Annotated in this window: 13 protein-coding genes and 2 pseudogenes; 6 read left to right on the plus strand and 9 right to left on the minus strand. The window is 59.0% G+C overall.

Going from position 1 to position 15,841, the window contains the following annotated elements; genetic code table 11:
• Nucleotides 1-244 precede the first annotated feature (244 nt).
• From nifB to EJ068_RS13140, 5 genes are all read left to right on the plus strand, one after another.
• Nucleotides 245-1,726, plus strand: a complete 1,482-nt coding sequence (nifB, locus tag EJ068_RS13120; protein ID WP_024505233.1) for a nitrogenase cofactor biosynthesis protein NifB — start codon at nucleotides 245-247, stop codon at nucleotides 1,724-1,726.
• Nucleotides 1,727-1,755: 29 nt separating this feature from the next.
• The gene (locus EJ068_RS13125; RefSeq protein WP_024505232.1) at nucleotides 1,756-1,950 is read left to right on the plus strand and encodes a 4Fe-4S binding protein; all 195 of its coding nucleotides are present in this window, start codon (nucleotides 1,756-1,758) and stop codon (nucleotides 1,948-1,950) included.
• A gap of 85 nt (nucleotides 1,951-2,035) precedes the next feature.
• Nucleotides 2,036-2,356: a nitrogen fixation protein NifZ gene (locus tag EJ068_RS13130; protein ID WP_024505231.1), complete on the plus strand. Its 321-nt coding sequence runs from the start codon at nucleotides 2,036-2,038 to the stop codon at nucleotides 2,354-2,356.
• Nucleotides 2,353-2,565, plus strand: a complete 213-nt coding sequence (gene nifT / locus EJ068_RS13135) for a putative nitrogen fixation protein NifT (RefSeq protein WP_024505230.1) — start codon at nucleotides 2,353-2,355, stop codon at nucleotides 2,563-2,565. Before EJ068_RS13130 ends, nifT begins: the two co-directional genes overlap by 4 nt.
• 34 nt (nucleotides 2,566-2,599) lie before the next feature.
• Complete coding sequence (locus tag EJ068_RS13140) at nucleotides 2,600-3,493, plus strand: SIR2 family protein (protein WP_024505229.1); 894 nt, start codon at nucleotides 2,600-2,602, stop codon at nucleotides 3,491-3,493.
• 307 nt (nucleotides 3,494-3,800) lie between these two features.
• Here the strand turns inward: EJ068_RS13140 and EJ068_RS13145 are convergent, their stop codons facing one another.
• The 6 genes and pseudogenes from EJ068_RS13145 to EJ068_RS33845 all read right to left on the minus strand — a co-directional run.
• Entirely contained in the window at nucleotides 3,801-4,367 is a 567-nt protein-coding gene (locus tag EJ068_RS13145; protein ID WP_024505228.1) for a sugar O-acetyltransferase, read from the minus strand.
• A 582-nt stretch (nucleotides 4,368-4,949) separates the two neighbouring features.
• Nucleotides 4,950-5,993, minus strand: a pseudogene (nifA, locus tag EJ068_RS13150) (nif-specific transcriptional activator NifA); the annotation flags it as partial.
• A gap of 762 nt (nucleotides 5,994-6,755) precedes the next feature.
• Entirely contained in the window at nucleotides 6,756-7,964 is a 1,209-nt protein-coding gene (locus tag EJ068_RS13155) for a beta-ketoacyl-[acyl-carrier-protein] synthase family protein (RefSeq protein ID WP_126057636.1), read from the minus strand.
• Complete coding sequence (locus EJ068_RS13160; RefSeq protein WP_126057635.1) at nucleotides 7,965-8,246, minus strand: acyl carrier protein; 282 nt, start codon at nucleotides 8,244-8,246, stop codon at nucleotides 7,965-7,967. It lies immediately after the preceding gene.
• A 1,218-nt stretch (nucleotides 8,247-9,464) separates the two neighbouring features.
• The gene (locus EJ068_RS33840; protein ID WP_245265439.1) at nucleotides 9,465-9,989 is read right to left on the minus strand and encodes a transposase; all 525 of its coding nucleotides are present in this window, start codon (nucleotides 9,987-9,989) and stop codon (nucleotides 9,465-9,467) included.
• 91 nt (nucleotides 9,990-10,080) lie between these two features.
• Nucleotides 10,081-10,455, minus strand: a pseudogene (locus EJ068_RS33845) (IS110 family transposase); the annotation flags it as partial.
• Nucleotides 10,456-11,156: 701 nt separating this feature from the next.
• On the opposite strand from EJ068_RS33845, the gene EJ068_RS13170 reads away from it, so the two are divergent.
• Complete coding sequence (locus EJ068_RS13170) at nucleotides 11,157-12,074, plus strand: LysR family transcriptional regulator (protein WP_024505887.1); 918 nt, start codon at nucleotides 11,157-11,159, stop codon at nucleotides 12,072-12,074.
• Between the two features lie 48 nt (nucleotides 12,075-12,122).
• On the opposite strand, the gene EJ068_RS13175 is transcribed toward EJ068_RS13170, so the two are convergent.
• The 3 genes from EJ068_RS13175 to EJ068_RS13185 all read right to left on the minus strand — a co-directional run bounded on the left by EJ068_RS13175 (nucleotide 12,123) and on the right by EJ068_RS13185 (nucleotide 15,711).
• Nucleotides 12,123-12,926 carry a TIM barrel protein gene (locus EJ068_RS13175; protein ID WP_024505888.1) on the minus strand — a complete coding sequence of 268 codons (804 nt, stop codon included), beginning with the start codon at nucleotides 12,924-12,926 and terminating at the stop codon, nucleotides 12,123-12,125.
• Between the two features lie 164 nt (nucleotides 12,927-13,090).
• On the minus strand, nucleotides 13,091-14,152 hold the full coding sequence (locus EJ068_RS13180; protein ID WP_024505889.1) for a LacI family DNA-binding transcriptional regulator: 1,062 nt from the start codon (nucleotides 14,150-14,152) through the stop codon (nucleotides 13,091-13,093).
• 272 nt (nucleotides 14,153-14,424) lie between these two features.
• Nucleotides 14,425-15,711, minus strand: coding sequence for a dicarboxylate/amino acid:cation symporter (locus EJ068_RS13185; protein ID WP_126063813.1), 1,287 nt, complete (start codon nucleotides 15,709-15,711; stop codon nucleotides 14,425-14,427).
• Nucleotides 15,712-15,841: the final 130 nt, after the last annotated feature.

Consider the following 15,841-nt stretch of genomic DNA (forward strand, 5'->3'; position numbering starts at 1 on the left):
GGAAATTCTAAGAGCCTGATGAGCCAATCGTCAGGCCAGTGGTCTTGCGCGCCCTGTGCGCGACAAGGAGTGCTTCGTGCTTCTGAACGGATTTGGACTTGCACTGTCGCAAGCAGGACAAAATTGTGTCGCGCCGGCCTGACACAATGCGATATCGACCCGAATAGTGAACTGAAGCCGCTTTTTTCAGTTGGTATGGCTCTTGCACCTTGAACCGCGACGTTACCAGCAACGGAGCCGTTTGATGTCCTCACCGACAGTTTCGATTGAGGGGCCGACTAGCACGACATCCGAGGGTTTTCTGGCAGCCGCGAAATCCGGTGGCTGCGCATCGTCCTCCTACGGCTCGTCGCCGACCAGCCCGGGCGAAGGGGATCCGGCTATTTGGGAAAGGATCAAGGATCACCCCTGCTTTTCGGAGGAAGCGCATCATTATTTCGCGCGTATGCATGTGGCGGTCGCGCCGGCTTGCAATGTCCAGTGCAACTATTGCAATCGCAAATACGATTGCGCCAACGAGAGCCGGCCTGGTGTTGTGTCTGAGAAGTTGACGCCCGACCAAGCGCTACGCAAGGTCATCGCCGTTGCCAACAAAGTTCCGCAGCTTTCGGTTCTTGGCATCGCTGGGCCGGGGGATGCCTGTTACGATTGGGAGAAAACGAAGGCAACGCTCGACCGCGTCATCAGGGAAATCCCCGACATAAAGCTGTGCGTCTCCACTAATGGGCTCGTGCTGCCGGACCATGTCGCCGAGCTTGCCGAAATGAATGTTGATCACGTGACGGTCACCATCAACATGGTCGACCCGGAAGTCGGCGCGAAGATCTATCCATGGATCTTTTATGAAAATCGCCGCTACTTCGGCATCGAAGCCGCTCGAATCTTGCACGCGCGGCAGATGCTGGGCCTGGAGATGCTGAGCGCGCGCGGCATCCTCACCAAAATCAACTCGGTGATGATTCCTGGAGTGAACGACCAGCACCTGTTTGAGGTGAACAAAATGGTCAGGGAGCGGGGCGCGTTTCTGCACAACGTGATGCCTCTGATTTCGGACCCGGCGCACGGTACCCACTACGGACTCATCGGGCAGCGCGGCCCAACGGCAATGGAGATGATGGCTCTTCAGGATCGACTTGAAGGTGGCGCCAAGTTGATGCGCCACTGCCGGCAGTGCCGGGCAGATGCTGTCGGCCTGCTCGGTGAAGATCGTGGCCAGGAATTCACGCTGGACGGGATTCCCGACGATGTCGCCTACGATGCTGGCAAGCGTCAGGCCTATCGGCAGGTGGTCGCACACGAGCGCCGTGATCATGAGGCGGCGAGGAGCGAGGCCATCGGTATGGTCAAGGCAACAGACTCCGAAAAGTCGCTTCTGGTTGCGGTGGCCACTAAGGGAGGTGGACGGGTCAACGAACACTTCGGCCACGCGAAGGAATTCCAGGTTTATGAAGTCTCGCCTAGAGGGATCAGCTTGGTCGGGCATCGGAAGGTCGAGCGGTATTGCCTCGGAGGCGGGGGCGAAGACGCCATCCTCGAGGGCGTCATCGCAGCGCTCGAAGGCATACACATAGTGCTATGCGCCAAGATCGGAAATCGCCCGAAGGAACAACTCTCGCGAGCTGGACTGCGCGTAACCGACGCCTATGGCCATGACTACATCGAGACCGCAGTCAGCGCACTTTACGCGGCAGAGTTTGGGATCAGACCACTAGCGGCGACGGCCTGAGCCGTCTCGTCCGATAACCAGGAGTTAGAATGGCTTTAAAGATCATCGCATCCCAATGTACCCAATGCGGGGCCTGCGAGTTCGAATGTCCTTCGGAAGCGATCAAGTTCAAGGGCGACGCCTATGTGATCGATCCAAACAAGTGCACCGAATGCAAGGAGGCCTTCGATACGCAGCAATGCGTGTCGGTCTGTCCGGTACCGAAAACCTGCGTTCCCGCTTGATTCCTACCGAAACGGTCGGGTTCGCCGCACGACGACGCCTGCAACCCGCGACCACAACAAAAGCCTCGAGAAAGGAATGGACAGCATGTGGTCCAGACGCGAACAGGAGGTCGAAATCGGCAGACCGCCACGGTTCATGCAGGGTGAGCGGGTCCGTGCGATACGCCACATAAAAAACGACGGCACCTATCCCGGCAAGGAGATCGGCGAAAACCTCGTGCGGAAGGGCGACGAAGGCTACGTGCGCGACATTGGAACCTTTCTCCAGCAATTCTTCATCTATGCGGTCGAATGGATCGATCGTGGCACGGTCGTCGGCATGCGAGCGCGCGAACTCATTAGCCTCGACAAAGTCGAGGTTCCCTGCGGAGCTGAAGGCATTTCCAACGGGGGAACAGCCGGATGAAAGTAATGATTCGCAGGACCGCTACTGGCTTGTCGGCTTATGTCCCCAAGAAGGATCTCGAAGAGCCGATCACCGAGATTGAGAACGCTGACTTATGGGGCGGGACCGTGACGCTCAGGAACGGTTGGCGGCTCATGCTGCCCGACCTTCCGCGCGACACGCGTTTGCCGATCACCGTCGAGGCGATGAAGATTTCCGACGGGGCCTGATGCCGGTGGGTTCAGTGGCGGAGAGGAAACGCGTATGAACACGATGCTGAGCTGGGACCATCTCGTCGTCGTCCGGGGCAGTTTTGCCAAAAAACTGATTGACCTGCTGAACGGCGCTCTCAAGGCCGATCGAGTGATCCCCTATCTCGGTCCTGGTCTTCTGCAGCTTAACCCACCGGAATCACCTGTACCTTGCACCCCTGAAGATGTCGCCGCGGCCCTCAACAAGCGGGCGCCTGCCCCTTCCAGGATTCGCACCAATATGTGGTCGGTCGCGCAGTTTATCGAGCAGCGCCGACATCGTCGGACTCTCCAAGCGTGGATGGCGGAGATATTCGCAGCCCCCGCCGAGCCGACCGTTCTTCACGCCTGGCTCGCAACCCTTCAACTGTCTGTCATCATCGACAGCTGGTACGATGGCGCCATGCGAGCAGCCCTTGCAGAGGCCGGCCAAACAGACGTTGTCGAGATACAAGGAACGACGCGCGCGACCGGAATCGGTAACATCTGGACGAGAACTTACGATTTGTCAGGAACAGAACTCGAGGCCGAACAAGTGGCTAGGACGGTGCTCTATGCGCCGCACGGCAGCGTCAGGCCGGCGGCAAACTTCCTCGTGGCTGATTCCGATTACGTCGAAGTCCTAACCGAAATTGATATCCAGACGCCGATCCCGGACGCGGTGAAGCAACGGCGCGTCAACCGGGGTTTTTTCTTCGTGGGCTGCCGCTTCAACGATCAGATGCTGCGCACATATGCCAGACAGCTGATGAAGCGCTCCACTGGCCCACATTTTGCGGTGATCGATTCGGCTACGCTGACCAGAAACGAACGTCGTTTCCTTGCCGAAGGCGCAATCACGGTCATCGACATGCCGATCCGCAACGCCGCGGCTCGCCTCGTCGGGGTCGATGCTAGCCAGGATTAATGGCCGGCGATTGCTGGTGAGTCGCTGCTTGCCTCCAAGGGCGAAAACTCAGTTGGGAATACATTCGTGAGTAGTAATGCTAGTGGCAGCACAACGTAGGCTCTGAATTCGTTGGGCGATGTGAAAGGGTCCGCTGCTGCGGGACGTGAGCACGTTGCGGCGGCATTACGCACATGATCTTGTGACCCCCGTGGCAAAAGAACTGAAGCGCCCGAGTCGCGACAACATATGCAGCGCTCAATGGCTTCGACAAAAATTCGGCACAGTTTCGACAGTTCGCATGCACCTCCAGGGTCAACGAGGTTGATTATGCCTGTTTATGTGGGTCGGCCACGCGAGCAGGAATTCCCACTACCTTTGCCCCGGCGGGAACATCTCGTGTGACCACGCAGCCAGCGCCTACCACTGCATTATCACCAATCGTGACGCCAGGCAGAATGATTGCTCCACCGCCGATCCAGACACGGCTGCCAATGTGAACAGGACGCCCGACCTGCAGGCCGGCCTGCCGCTGCTCGGCATCATGTGGATGATCGGCGGTATAAATCTGCACAGCAGGCCCAATTGCCGTTCCTTGCCCGATTTTGACCTCTACCACGTCAAGAATAACGCAGTTGAAGTTGATGTAGGCATTGGCTCCAATGCGGATATTGAATCCGTAGTCGCAAAAAAAGGGCGGACGGATGACCGTTCCGCGCCCAACCTCTCCCAGCCGCTCGGACAAAAGCTCATGCCAATGCCCCGTGGTCTGCCCCAGCGTATCATTGTACCGCTTGAGCCAAGCCCCGGTGGCCAACAGGTCAGCTTGGATCTCCGGATCCGCCGCATTGTAAAACTCGCCTGCGAGCATCTTTTCTTTTTGGCTACGCATCATAGTCTCCCGTCAGGTCGTGTCCCGTACAGTGATGCAGGAACGCACATCAAACTGCCTCGGCAACTTTGTAACTCGGTCTTGCCGGGCGCGCGGTCGGTCACGAGCCGGGGCGACAGTTTCGTCTCGACCAACTTCCGCGAATTTGGATATCGCAGATCAACCGGTCGCAGGGGCCAATACCTGACGAGGTCGGCAACTGTCCAGCGGTCGAACTCACTTTCATGCCCATCTCAGATTGCGTGATATCGAGCGGTAAGCCATCAGCTAATGTATCGACCAGGTCCCGCCAGCGGAGATCTGCGCGTCGCCTCTACGCATGCTGGCGTGTCACCAATAATACATCGATTATTTCTGGATCCAGGCACGTCGAATTGATTTGCCTTGCGGTGTAGAGCGAAGTTACTAGCCATAGGATTACTCCTTTTTAGTTTGTCAGTCGCAGAGCCCCAGTATGACTACGTGGTAGAAAGCACACGGCCGGAATCTTGGCAGCGCTGTTCACACCCACTTCGTAAGCCTGGCCGATGGGCTCGCCAGAGCACCAATGCTTGACCTGCTCCAGCTCTTGCTCGGCGGGTTGTTTCAGAGACGCTTGATCTCGATACCGCGTTTTCTCAGCACGTAGCCGATCTGGCGCGGGGTCAAACCGAGCAGGCGCGCCGCCTTTGCCTGCACCCAGCCACACTTTTCCATGGCAGCAATGACCGTATCGGCATCGGGCACCCTACCACGACTCGTGGCAGGGCCTATCGGCGCTTGCCCGTCGCCGACGGGCGGGGCGGCACAGGCGGCGGAAGGCTGGATCGTAGTCGACTTCTCTGACGTCGGCGGTCCGTTCTTCCACAGCGCCGCGGCCAAGCACTGATCCGCGTAACAGGCAAAGTCAGTTCTGAGGATTGATGGACCCGTCGCCAGAACTGCCGTCCGTTGAACGCAGTTTTCGAGCTCTCGGATGTTGCCTGGAAATTCGCAGTTCATTAGCACCTCAATCGCTTCGGGAGCGAAGGTCAGCGTGTGATCATTCTCAGTATTGAAATTCTTGAGAAACTGAGCGGCCAAGAGCGGAATATCACCTCGCCTTTCGCGCAATGCCGGCACGCGTAAAGTGACGACGTTGATGCGATAATAGAGGTCTTGCCGGAACTCCTTGCGTTGAACTGCCGTTTCCAAGTCCCTGTTCGTTGCGGCAATCACGCGAACATCAACTTTAATGGTGTGGTTGCTGCCGACGCGCTCAAACTCCTGCTCCTGCAGGACACGCAGCAGCTTAGCCTGGAACGAACCTGATATTTCGCCAATCTCGTCCAGAAACAATGTGCCTTTGTCGGCAGCCTCAAAGCGCCCCTTGCGCAAACTGCTCGCGTCGGTGAAGGCACCCTTCTCATGACCGAACAAGTCAGATTCCAGAAGCGTCTCGGTGAGCGCCGCGCAATTGACCTTGATGAAGGGCTGCTTGGCGCGAGGCGAGAGCTCGTGAATGGCTTTGGCAACCAGCTCCTTACCGGTTCCGGATTCACCTCGCAACAGGACCGTAGTCTTCGCCTTGGCCACCTTGACAAGGTGCTCACGCAGCTTGCGCAGCGCCTGACTATCGCCAAGCATCTCCTTGCTGATCTTTTTACGTTCCATTTGGCAGCCCATCCCACTCCGCCACCCGCCGGTAGAACTGCACTGGACGGTGAGCTGTGTTGTATTTCGTCATCATCATTCTCGATCTCACCTTTGTTGCTTCGAAATTTTCGGCGCGCGGACGCCCTCGGCAAATGGCAATGGCGCCTGAGCATCGTTGCCTTTCACCAGGACGAGCGTCTTCCTCCGCGCGGGCGCTCGCAATATGCGGTTTGCGCAGGCCTTTACTCGACCGGTCGCTGTTCTGTCCGGCTTCTGCCGCACCGCAGCCTGCAAACTCATCCTTGACAAGAAAGGAGGGGAGTCAACCGAGCTCTCCTTGCATTTATGCAAGGAAAATTGTCAGTTTGATAGAATTCTATCAAAACGGCAGAAACGCCCCGCCCCAGTTTGGCTGTACCTGCGGCGTTCAGCGTACGTGACGACATGTGCGGACTTGTCCCAATTGCCATCCGAGTTGTGCGGAACAGTAGCTGCTGCGCTGTTCGCTTCAACCGCGTGAGGCCGGAGACAGTAGAGACGGCGGCTCGTCGAGCGAGGTTTCATTGTTCGGCTACTAAACCGGCTGTCCTTTGGTGGGAGTTGGTTTCGCCCAAGTTCTGGGCCTGGGGGCGTCTAGCCCGTTTCGCCGCACAGGCTCCTTCCACATCGTCGAGGCCGAGAAGGAGGGACCCCACAGCTCTCCCTGTATCACAATGCCCCGCCCCTCAAGCAGCTAGATACGACAGGTGACCTCAAATGAGGCGTCTTGCATGGCTTCTACACCTGCCTGAATGCCAGAACTGCGTTCGTACCGCCCATGGCGAAGGCGTTGCTCATGGCGACGCGCACCTTGCGCTCGCGCGGCACATTGGGTGTGATGTCGAGGTCGCAAGCGGGATCTGGCTCGCGATAGTTGGCGGTCGGCGGCACGACGTCCTCTTGGATTGCCATCACGCAGGCGATCATTTCAAGCGCGCTCGCTGCGCCGAGGCAATGCGCGTGCGTGGACTTGGTGGAAGAGATGGACATCGAATAAGCGTGGTTTCCAAACACACGCTTGATCGCCGCCGTTTCAGTCTGATCATTGCTTTTGGTACCGGTGCCGTGCGCGTTGAGGTAGTCGACGTCCTCGGCATTCAGCCCGGCATCGGCAAGGCAGGCGCGCATCGCCGACGCTGGCCCCTCGACAGATGGCGCGGCAATGTGGAAGGCATCGGCGGAAAGGCCGACGCCGGCGATCTCGGCAAGAATTGTGGCACCACGCCTCGTGGCATGCTCGTAGCTTTCCAGCACGGCCATGCCCGCACCCTCGCCCAGCACCAGGCCCTTCCTATCGGCGGAGAAGGGCCGGCAGGTATCGGGTGAAAGCACGCGCATTGCTTCCCATGCTTTCAGCACGCCCCATGCGAAGGGTGCGTCGCTGCCTCCGGAAACCATTACGTCGGCCCGGCCCAGCTTGATCTGGTCCACCGCCGAGGCGATCGCATGGTTGGCCGAGGCACATGCGGAGGTCACCCCGAAGACCGGCCCGCGCAAGCCGAGGCTCAAGCTCACCTGGCCGGCGGCGGCGCTTGGCATCGTTTTGGGTACAGCGAGGATGCCAACTCGCCTCGCGCCGTCCAAAAGGAGGGCCCGGTAAGTTTCCTCCATCACATCCCAGCCCAAGCCGCCGACGCCCACTGTCGCGCCGAAGCGATGGGCATTCCCCTCGTCGCAGGAAAGTCCGGCCTGCCGCATGGCTTCGCGCGCTGCAAGCACGGCGAGCAAGCTGAAGCGGGCCATGGAGACGAACTGCTTGCGATTGATGTCGTGCTGGGGCAGCGCCTTGATCTCAGCGCCGGTCATGCCCTCCAGGTCATGAAGCTCGGAATTGGCGATCGGGCCGATGGCGGAGCGGCCTTCGCGCATCTCTTTCCACATAGAGGCGGCGTCGGTGCCCAGTCCGCACAGGCCGCCCACTCCGGTGATAACGACGCGCCTGTCCATTCAAGCCTCCTTCGCAAGCAAGCCGCGGACGGCTTCCACGACGTCGCCGACATTCTTGAGATTGGACCAGGCATCGGCCGTGTTCATGTCGATCTTGATGCCGTAGGCCTGCTCCACATCCCAGAGGACGTCCGCCAAACCCAGCGAATCAAACCCGAGCGCGTCCAGTTCCGTGGCGATTGTTATCTCGCCGACGAATGACGTAGGCATTCCCTCACCGCTCTCCGACTCGGCGCGTTTCTTGATCAGGGCAATGACGTCCGTTGCGAATTGATCGGCCATTCTGTTTCCTGTCTTTCTTTCCCGCGTTTCGACCTGGACGCGGCTCAGTTCCTGAGGCGCGCCGCGTCGCGAAAGCCATCACGCTTGGGCAACTGACAAAGCCCAATGCTCATAAAGCCGGATCAGGTCCGGCCGGTGTGTGGCGTAGGTGCAGTATGACGATGTGAGCCGCTACACCGTGCGCGTCTCCCAGTCTGTCCATAGGCTCGGAAGAAGTCGGACCCGGTCAGTTGCAACTCCCTTTCCCAGCACTCCACTGCCCGGTAGAGCGCATGAAAAATCTCCTTTCGGGCGGTTTCTTAAGACGCTCGCCACGCCATGAGGCAGTGGGGGCATCGGTGTGCGTCAGGTGCTTCTGCCCATGCAGGATTCCAGAACATTGATGAAATCGTTTGTTTCGATGAAAGGCATCCACACTTTGGATAGTTGACCACGCGTTTCAAAGATCGTGAACTACATCTCGTCGTTGTGCTCGACGCACTCCCGACAGAGCGCAACCTCATGGGCGCGGCATGCAGGATTAACCGAGCCCAGCCGGTCATGAGTGCGGCCGGCGCTCGGCTGCTCGATTATTTGCGCGATAAGCTCGCGACCATGTCCGCGGAGGTATTCAAACTTAACGCTGCGTCCGGGAGCTCTTGCCCTCCAGTTCGCGACGCTCTCCCGCCCATCCAGTGCTCGTTTATTTCGTCGGATAGTTTGACCCGGCTCTACCGAATCGCCGCTTCAGGATCATTCTTCCCGATTTCGTCACGCTCGTATTTTCTGCCGCGTCCTACACCGATTGGGCGCGAACAAAACTGAGCGCCTTGGAACCCGAACCCGTGCGTCGTGACCGGGAGCATCCGGGGCGAACTCATCCGCTCGGGGGCATCGCATCACCGGACGGCGACAGGCACGGTCGACCGGCATCTCGGCATCGGCTGGGAATTCGTCCATGGTCTGCATTGGCGACGACGCTTCCTGAGGCCACGTAGCCCTTATGCCAAGCTGGGCGCCCGGTTTGCGGCATCCGTGCCTACCCTCTTCGGACCTCGTGGGTTCCAACCGGCGACGAGGCGTGCATAGGCGCCCTCGGCCTGCTCCACCCAGCGGCGCTCTTCTTCCCGGTGGCTCTTTATGTTGTAGGCGTGCGCTCCCTTTTGGCCGCGCACAGCCTTGCTCCCGGCCTTGAGTTCCACATCGCGCAAGCTTCTTGGCATGCAGGGAGGGTCGAGCCTACGCGTAACTCTCGCCCTTCTCAACAGATGACAGATCACGACAGAGAGTTTGCGTGCGGTTGCCACGGCCGCGACATGCTGTCCGCGCCGGGCTCGCACGCCGCAGGGAGAAGGCTCGCAACGGTCCGGGAGCACGAGCGGCCGCCCAGGCCGCCTCGACGAGCATGCCGCGCGCATGACCACGGCCCTGCTTGGTGATCCGCCCATGGTAGGCCGGACCTGGCCGGACTGCTGGACGCTTGGGTTCAACCCGAGATAGGTCACGAGCTTCTGCGGATCGTCGAAGCGCGACACGTCGCCGATCGCCGCCCTTCATCGCCAGCGCGACGGTGATGTCGACGCCGGGAATGGTCATCAGCCGCTTCACGCCTTCATCCTCGAGAGCCGAGCGGACAAGATCGCGTTCGATGACCTGGAGGTCTTCGCCCAATCGGTCGAACTCGCGCAGATGCCCATCGATCGCGAGGCGCTCGTCCTGCGGTACGACCTGCTCGATTACCAGGTCCGACCCTTGGCGCCGCACAGGTCGGCATGCGGGCAGGACGGATCAGGTGGCTATGAAGGATCGACTGGATGACGCTCTTCAATCGAGATCTCTGTCGGACAATCTGATTGCGCCGTGTCACCTGTCGACGCAGAGCCTGCGTCGGCTCGTCCGCAATCCAGACTTCTGGCAAGAAGCCGCTGGCATAGAGCTGCGCAAGAACGTCGGCGTCGATCGTCGTTTTGATCTTGGCATAGGCAACGATAAACACCTGTTTCGGCTTGGCGATCCCCACCTTCTTCACATGCGGCGCAATCACAGCTGCAGCGGACGTCGCGCTGCCGGTGGCCTCGATCACCCCGACATCGTTCGGCGACAGCTTCGCGGCGAACGCCGCCAGCAGATCGCGCCGCATGTCGACGCGGCCGAGTCGCCTGAGCCTGCCCTCCTCCCATGCCACTGCTTCGGCGAAGGCGCGGTGAATATCCAGTCCGATGATAAGCATGCCCGTTCCTCCTTCTTGGCTCGGTCAAAGACGGGAGCTGGCGGGCAACACGACATCTACTGATCCGCGCTCGCAGCGCATCCGGGAAAGTCGCCAGGGGCGGCCATGTAACGAGCTCGGGCTCTCAGCCCACGGTCTATTGACGGCCTGCCTGCACCTTTGTGCTCCCGGTGCCCCACGTCCCGGATGGGCTCACCATAAGGGCGTTCCAAAACAAGAACAGCAGGACGAGAAGACACCACAGATCACATACCGGATAGCGGCAAGGCCAAGCGCTTCGTTCAGATAGGCTTGCGCCAATGGGCTTAGGCCGAGCCTACAACAGCTCTCAAAAACGCTGCCGGACTGCTGCATTGGCTCGCCGATACAATTGGCACAGGCCTCACGGCAGCTTAGGATCAAACCGCCCATCAGTCGCCTCGGACTGGAAAGGTGCACCCTATTAGATTCCACGCCCAGCTAGGTCGGGGCCGCCGAAGACGCTGGTTGATAGCCCGGCGCCATCGGCCCGGCGTTTCAAACTGCCAATCTCTGACCTGCACAGTACGAACGATTGCTCGCTTCGGCAGATCACGCGGCTCATATGTCGGACCTTAACGTCATCCATCATAAACTTTTTGCGACAAAAGATTGCAAGAATGCTAAATTGTTAAAGTCGTTTGTTTCGGTTAAAGGCATCCATCCCATGGATGGCTGATGACATGCGTTTCAAAGGACTTGATCTAAATCTCCTCGTTGTGCTCGACGCACTCCTGACGGAGCGTAATCTCTCGGCGGCGGCACGCAGGATCAACCTGAGTCAGCCCGCCATGAGTGCGGCCGTCGCCCGACTGCGCGATTATTTCCGCGATGAACTGTTTACGATAAGAGGTCGCGAACGATTTCTAACCCCGCGTGCGGCAGCATTTGCCCCCGCAGTTCGCGACGCTCTCCAGCACATCCAGTGCTCGATTATTTCTTCGGATCCGTTTGACCCAGCTCGAGCCGATCGCCTCTTCAGGATCATTCTTTCCGATTTCGTCACGCTCGTGTTTTTCGAAAAGCTTGTGGAGCGTATTTCACGGGAAGCCCCCGCCGTCAGCTTCGAACTGCTGCCTGTCGACGATAGCCCCGATGAGCTTCTCCGGCGCGGTGACGTCGATTTTCTAATTCTACCGGATATGTTCACGTCGAGTGTGCATTCAAGCATTGCGCTGTTTGACGAGAAGCTCGTGTGCGTAGGCTGTCCCACAAACAAGCAGCTGCCACAGCAGCTTACATTCGAGAGATACATGTCGATGAGGCACGTCGCGGTCAGGTTCGGGCGTACGATGAAGCCGTCTATCGAGGAATGGTTTTTGCTTGAGCATGGCCTTAAGAGACGTGTCGAGGTCGCCGTGCAGGGCTTCAGCATGATTCCACCTATGGTGTCCGGCACAGCTCGTATAGCGACCATGCCCTTACGGCTGGTCAGGCATTTCGAAAAAACGTTCCCCCTGCGGGTTATCGAACTTCCGCTGCCATTTCCCACATTCACCGAGACCCTCCAATGGCCGGCCCTCCACAATAGCGATCCGGCAAGCATCTGGATGCGGGAGATAATGATACAGGAGGCATCTCGGATGGCTGCCCCGCTGTGAACCCTCGGAAAATTCAGGCGCACCTATAGTCACTACACCTGTCACCATCTACTTTGACGACAATAGCCCTCGCCGGATAAAGTCGATGCTGGCGGCAAGTGCGCCTGCGAGATCGTCCAGAGAATGGACTTCCTCGATCAGCTCGAACGAGAAAGGTCCCGCGTAGCCGCCATCCAGCAGCGCCTGAATCTGGCTGCCATTGTCGGAACCTGCAAGAAAGCGATCGGGGTAAATCCAGAAGGTCGGGTCGTTTACGCTTGAAATGTGCACCAGGCCGGTAAGCTCGCAGAACAGGCATGTCTCCCCGGCCAGGGTGTGGTGGAACGTGTCGTGCACGAGGCGAAAGACGGACTGGCCATCAACCGCGGCAACGGCCTCGGCCGCTTCCTTCTTTGATCGAAGCGAGCAGGTTCGGAAACCCAGCGGCTCGATGAGACCGATCAGACCCCGCGACTGGAGGATTGGCTTGATCTCGTTTAGAGCGAAACGAAGATTGTCCTGGCGCTCGCTATTGGTGGGCCACGAGCTGCGGTTGGCCGGCACCAACACGAGCGTCTCTGCCCCGCACGCCGTCGCATAATCGGCGAGGTTGCTTGCCTCGGCCTGACGCGTTGGAGTCCAGTCGTTGAACCGCTGCAAGGCGTTGACAGAGATGATCGTGACGCCCGCTTCGGTAGCGGCAAACCGAACGTCCGCAGCCGGAATGCCGCGTGCGACAGGATTGCTGAAATGAGGGTAACGGATTTGGACGTCGGTCAGGCCTTGGTCACGGGCAAGCGCGAAAAGCGCACTGACGTCAAGGCGGGGCGCCGCCATGTGATCGAGTGCAAAGCGGGGCGATACCTGGCGCATTGCTTGACTTTCCTTCCATGAAGCGCGGCTGCCATTTCGGCATCCGGCTTCTTTCAAGACGGAACCACGCCGGTTCACAGATCGGACAGAGACGGCCGAGTCAATCGAGCTTTCCTTTCATCGGTGAAAGGAAAATGGGCGCTCATGATAGAAATCCATCAAGGTCAAATATTTTCCGGAAGATAAATGTCGAACGGCAGAAATGTCTGCCCCGGGCTCTCCGCGACGCCGGCTTTGATGGCCCGCTCCATTGCCATTATCAGCTCCTGGCAAAGTCGGCGCATTGGCGTGCCGACCGCCATCGTCAAGATGTCATCCGCAAGCGCCCCACGTGACTGCGGCGTCATTTCACTCACGATCGCGACGAGATCCTGACCGCTCCCCTCTTCTCGGAGCGCGGAAATTGCTCCCTCTATACCCCCGCCGGCCATATAGAAGCCGACGAGCTCTGGTTCCCGCTGCATAAGATCCAGCAATTTTTCGTAAGTGAGCTGCCGTTCATCAAGGTTCACGAGCGGATCAAGCACCTCGAATTTGGGCGCGTTCTCACGAAAATAGGCACGAAAGGCCGTTTCCCGCGTCGCATGCGCCTGGAAGCGATGGCTTCCGACAAACACCGCCACCTTGCCGGGCCGTTTTGCGGCCTTGGAAAACACCCAAGCGGCAGTCCGTCCGACCTTGCTGTTGTTGAGGCCGATGTAGCCCTCGCGCACGCCATCGGCGAAGTCGGATAACAGCGAAAATACCGGGATACCTTTCGCCTTGAGCTCCTCGACTGATGCTGTGATTTTCGGGTGATCGGCCGCCACCATGGCGATCGCCTGGCAGCGGCTTCCAAGGTCCTTAAGAAGCGGGAGCAGGTCACGCGGCAAATGTGACTGCGCGAACTCGATGATCGGAAGGCCGTGGAAGGATTTAGCCATACTGACCGACTCTTCAATATTGCGAGCGAAATCTTGGTAAAAATCGTGGGCAGGTTTTCTCAAGATGAAGCCCAGCTTGTAGTGCGGCAGGTGCTGCTGCAAGCGCTGTTTGATGAGACCGGCAGCATGATAGCCGATCGCGTGCGCGGCCGCATGGACCCGCTGGGCGGTCTCCTCTCGCACCGGAAGGCGGACGTTCAGAACCCGATCGACTGTTGCTACGCTGACTCCGGCTTCGCGGGCGAGATCGGCAATTGTGACGCGCTTTCCCCTAGCGATTCTGATCGGCCGGTCCTCCGTCATCCGGTGCGATCCCGCGACGGCTTGGGGCGGCAAGCTGAAATAGTTACCACACCCCACGGTTGATAACGCATTCGACGAACAGCGCTCCATGCGGACCCAGATGAGTTTCCGTGAACCGTTCGTTTGCTTAGGGGCTTCATGGTGTTGTATTACTCTCCGCGTTAGTACACTATTTCCAGCGCTCTTTGGAGGCCGGCAATTCGACTGCTGTGAAGGCCGTGACTTACACGTCGCGCTATTGCTTGCTTGCGGGGAGCCCGTTTGATGTAACCCTAACCGCGGAAAGCGGCTTCCATCCGGGACTGGTCCAATTCGCCTTCCCAGCGAGCGACAACGAGCGATGCCACCGCATTACCGACTAAATTCGTCAGCGCGCGGCATTCCGACATGAAGCGGTCCACGCCAAGAATTAGAGCCATTCCGGCAACGGGAACACTCGGCACGACAGACAGAGTAGCGGCCAATGTGATGAAGCCGGCGCCGGTGACGCCTGCCGCACCCTTCGAGGAAAGCATCGCAATTAGCAGCAGGAGGATCTGATCGGCAATTGACAAATCTGTGTTCGTCGCCTGCGCGATGAAGAGGGCGGCGATCGTCATGTAGATATTGGTGCCGTCCAGATTGAATGAGTATCCAGTAGGGATGACGAGACTTACGACCGAACGCGCGGCGCCGGCCTTCTCCATCTTCTCCATGAGCGAGGGCAGCGCGGCCTCCGAGGAGGACGTTGCCAGGACAAGCAGCAGCTCGTCCTTGATGTAGCGGACAAGAGAAAAGATCGAGAAGCCGTTGCAGCGGCAGACCACGCCGAGAACCCCGAACACGAAGAGGAAGGCGGTCAGATAGAACGTCGCGACCAGTATCGCGAGGTTGGCCACCGAACCGATTCCGTATTTGCCGATCGTAAAGGCCATAGCGCCGAAGGCGCCGATGGGTGCAGCCTTCATCAGAATGCCGACGAGCTTAAAAATGGGGGCGGTGAGCGCCTGGAGAAAGGTAACGACCGGCCTGCTCGTCTCTCCGGTCATCGCCAGAGCAATGCCGAACAAGACCGAGAAGAACAAGACTTGCAGGATGTCGCCTTCCGCGAAGGCACTGGCAATCGTTGACGGGATGATGTTCATCAGGAAGCTGGTCACGGACTGCTCGTGAGCCGTGGCCACATAGCCCTTAACGGCTTCGACATCGAGCGAGGCCGGATCGATGTTGAGGCCGGCGCCAGGCTGAACGATATTCGCGACAATCAGCCCGACAACGAGTGCAAGCGTCGAGAAGGTAAGGAAATAAACCATCGCCTTGGCGGCAACTCGGCCGACCTTCTGCAGATCGCTCATGCCGGCAATGCCGGTCGCAATTGTCAGGAAGATGACAGGTGCGATAATCATCTTGATGACTTTGATGAAGGCATCGCCGAGCGGCTTCAGGCTTTGGCCGGTTTCCGGATAGAGGTAGCCAATTGCGGCTCCAAGGACCATGGCGGCAAGTACCTGCACGTAGGTCCGGGCAAAATGGCGCTTGCGGGGCGCTGCGATCGCGCGGGGGACTCTTGGAACCAACATCGTTTCTCTCTCCCTGACCGGATCGGGGTGGGGGCTCCTCCTTCTCCCATGCTGCGCTCCGGTCGAGCGCTGCTGTCATCTCGGAGCAAGCGCCGTGCCAACTGGACGCCTGTCCCGTCCAGCGAGATTG

Source organism: Mesorhizobium sp. M2A.F.Ca.ET.043.02.1.1 (assembly GCF_003952405.1).
Lineage (GTDB): Bacteria > Pseudomonadota > Alphaproteobacteria > Rhizobiales > Rhizobiaceae > Mesorhizobium.

What these genes read in the sequence shown, in the direction of transcription:
- EJ068_RS13140 (WP_024505229.1), top strand. Translation starts at nt 2,600, where the DNA reads ATGAACACGATGCTGAGCTGGGACCATCTCGTCGTCGTCCGGGGCAGT.
- EJ068_RS13145 (WP_024505228.1), bottom strand. Translation starts at nt 4,367, where the DNA reads ATGATGCGTAGCCAAAAAGAAAAGATGCTCGCAGGCGAGTTTTACAAT.
- EJ068_RS13180 (WP_024505889.1), bottom strand. Translation starts at nt 14,152, where the DNA reads ATGACGGAGGACCGGCCGATCAGAATCGCTAGGGGAAAGCGCGTCACA.
- EJ068_RS13175 (WP_024505888.1), bottom strand. Translation starts at nt 12,926, where the DNA reads ATGCGCCAGGTATCGCCCCGCTTTGCACTCGATCACATGGCGGCGCCC.
- nifB (WP_024505233.1), top strand. Translation starts at nt 245, where the DNA reads ATGTCCTCACCGACAGTTTCGATTGAGGGGCCGACTAGCACGACATCC.
- EJ068_RS13130 (WP_024505231.1), top strand. Translation starts at nt 2,036, where the DNA reads ATGTGGTCCAGACGCGAACAGGAGGTCGAAATCGGCAGACCGCCACGG.
- EJ068_RS13160 (WP_126057635.1), bottom strand. Translation starts at nt 8,246, where the DNA reads ATGGCCGATCAATTCGCAACGGACGTCATTGCCCTGATCAAGAAACGC.
- EJ068_RS13155 (WP_126057636.1), bottom strand. Translation starts at nt 7,964, where the DNA reads ATGGACAGGCGCGTCGTTATCACCGGAGTGGGCGGCCTGTGCGGACTG.
- nifT (WP_024505230.1), top strand. Translation starts at nt 2,353, where the DNA reads ATGAAAGTAATGATTCGCAGGACCGCTACTGGCTTGTCGGCTTATGTC.
- EJ068_RS13185 (WP_126063813.1), bottom strand. Translation starts at nt 15,711, where the DNA reads ATGTTGGTTCCAAGAGTCCCCCGCGCGATCGCAGCGCCCCGCAAGCGC.
- EJ068_RS13170 (WP_024505887.1), top strand. Translation starts at nt 11,157, where the DNA reads ATGCGTTTCAAAGGACTTGATCTAAATCTCCTCGTTGTGCTCGACGCA.
- EJ068_RS13125 (WP_024505232.1), top strand. Translation starts at nt 1,756, where the DNA reads ATGGCTTTAAAGATCATCGCATCCCAATGTACCCAATGCGGGGCCTGC.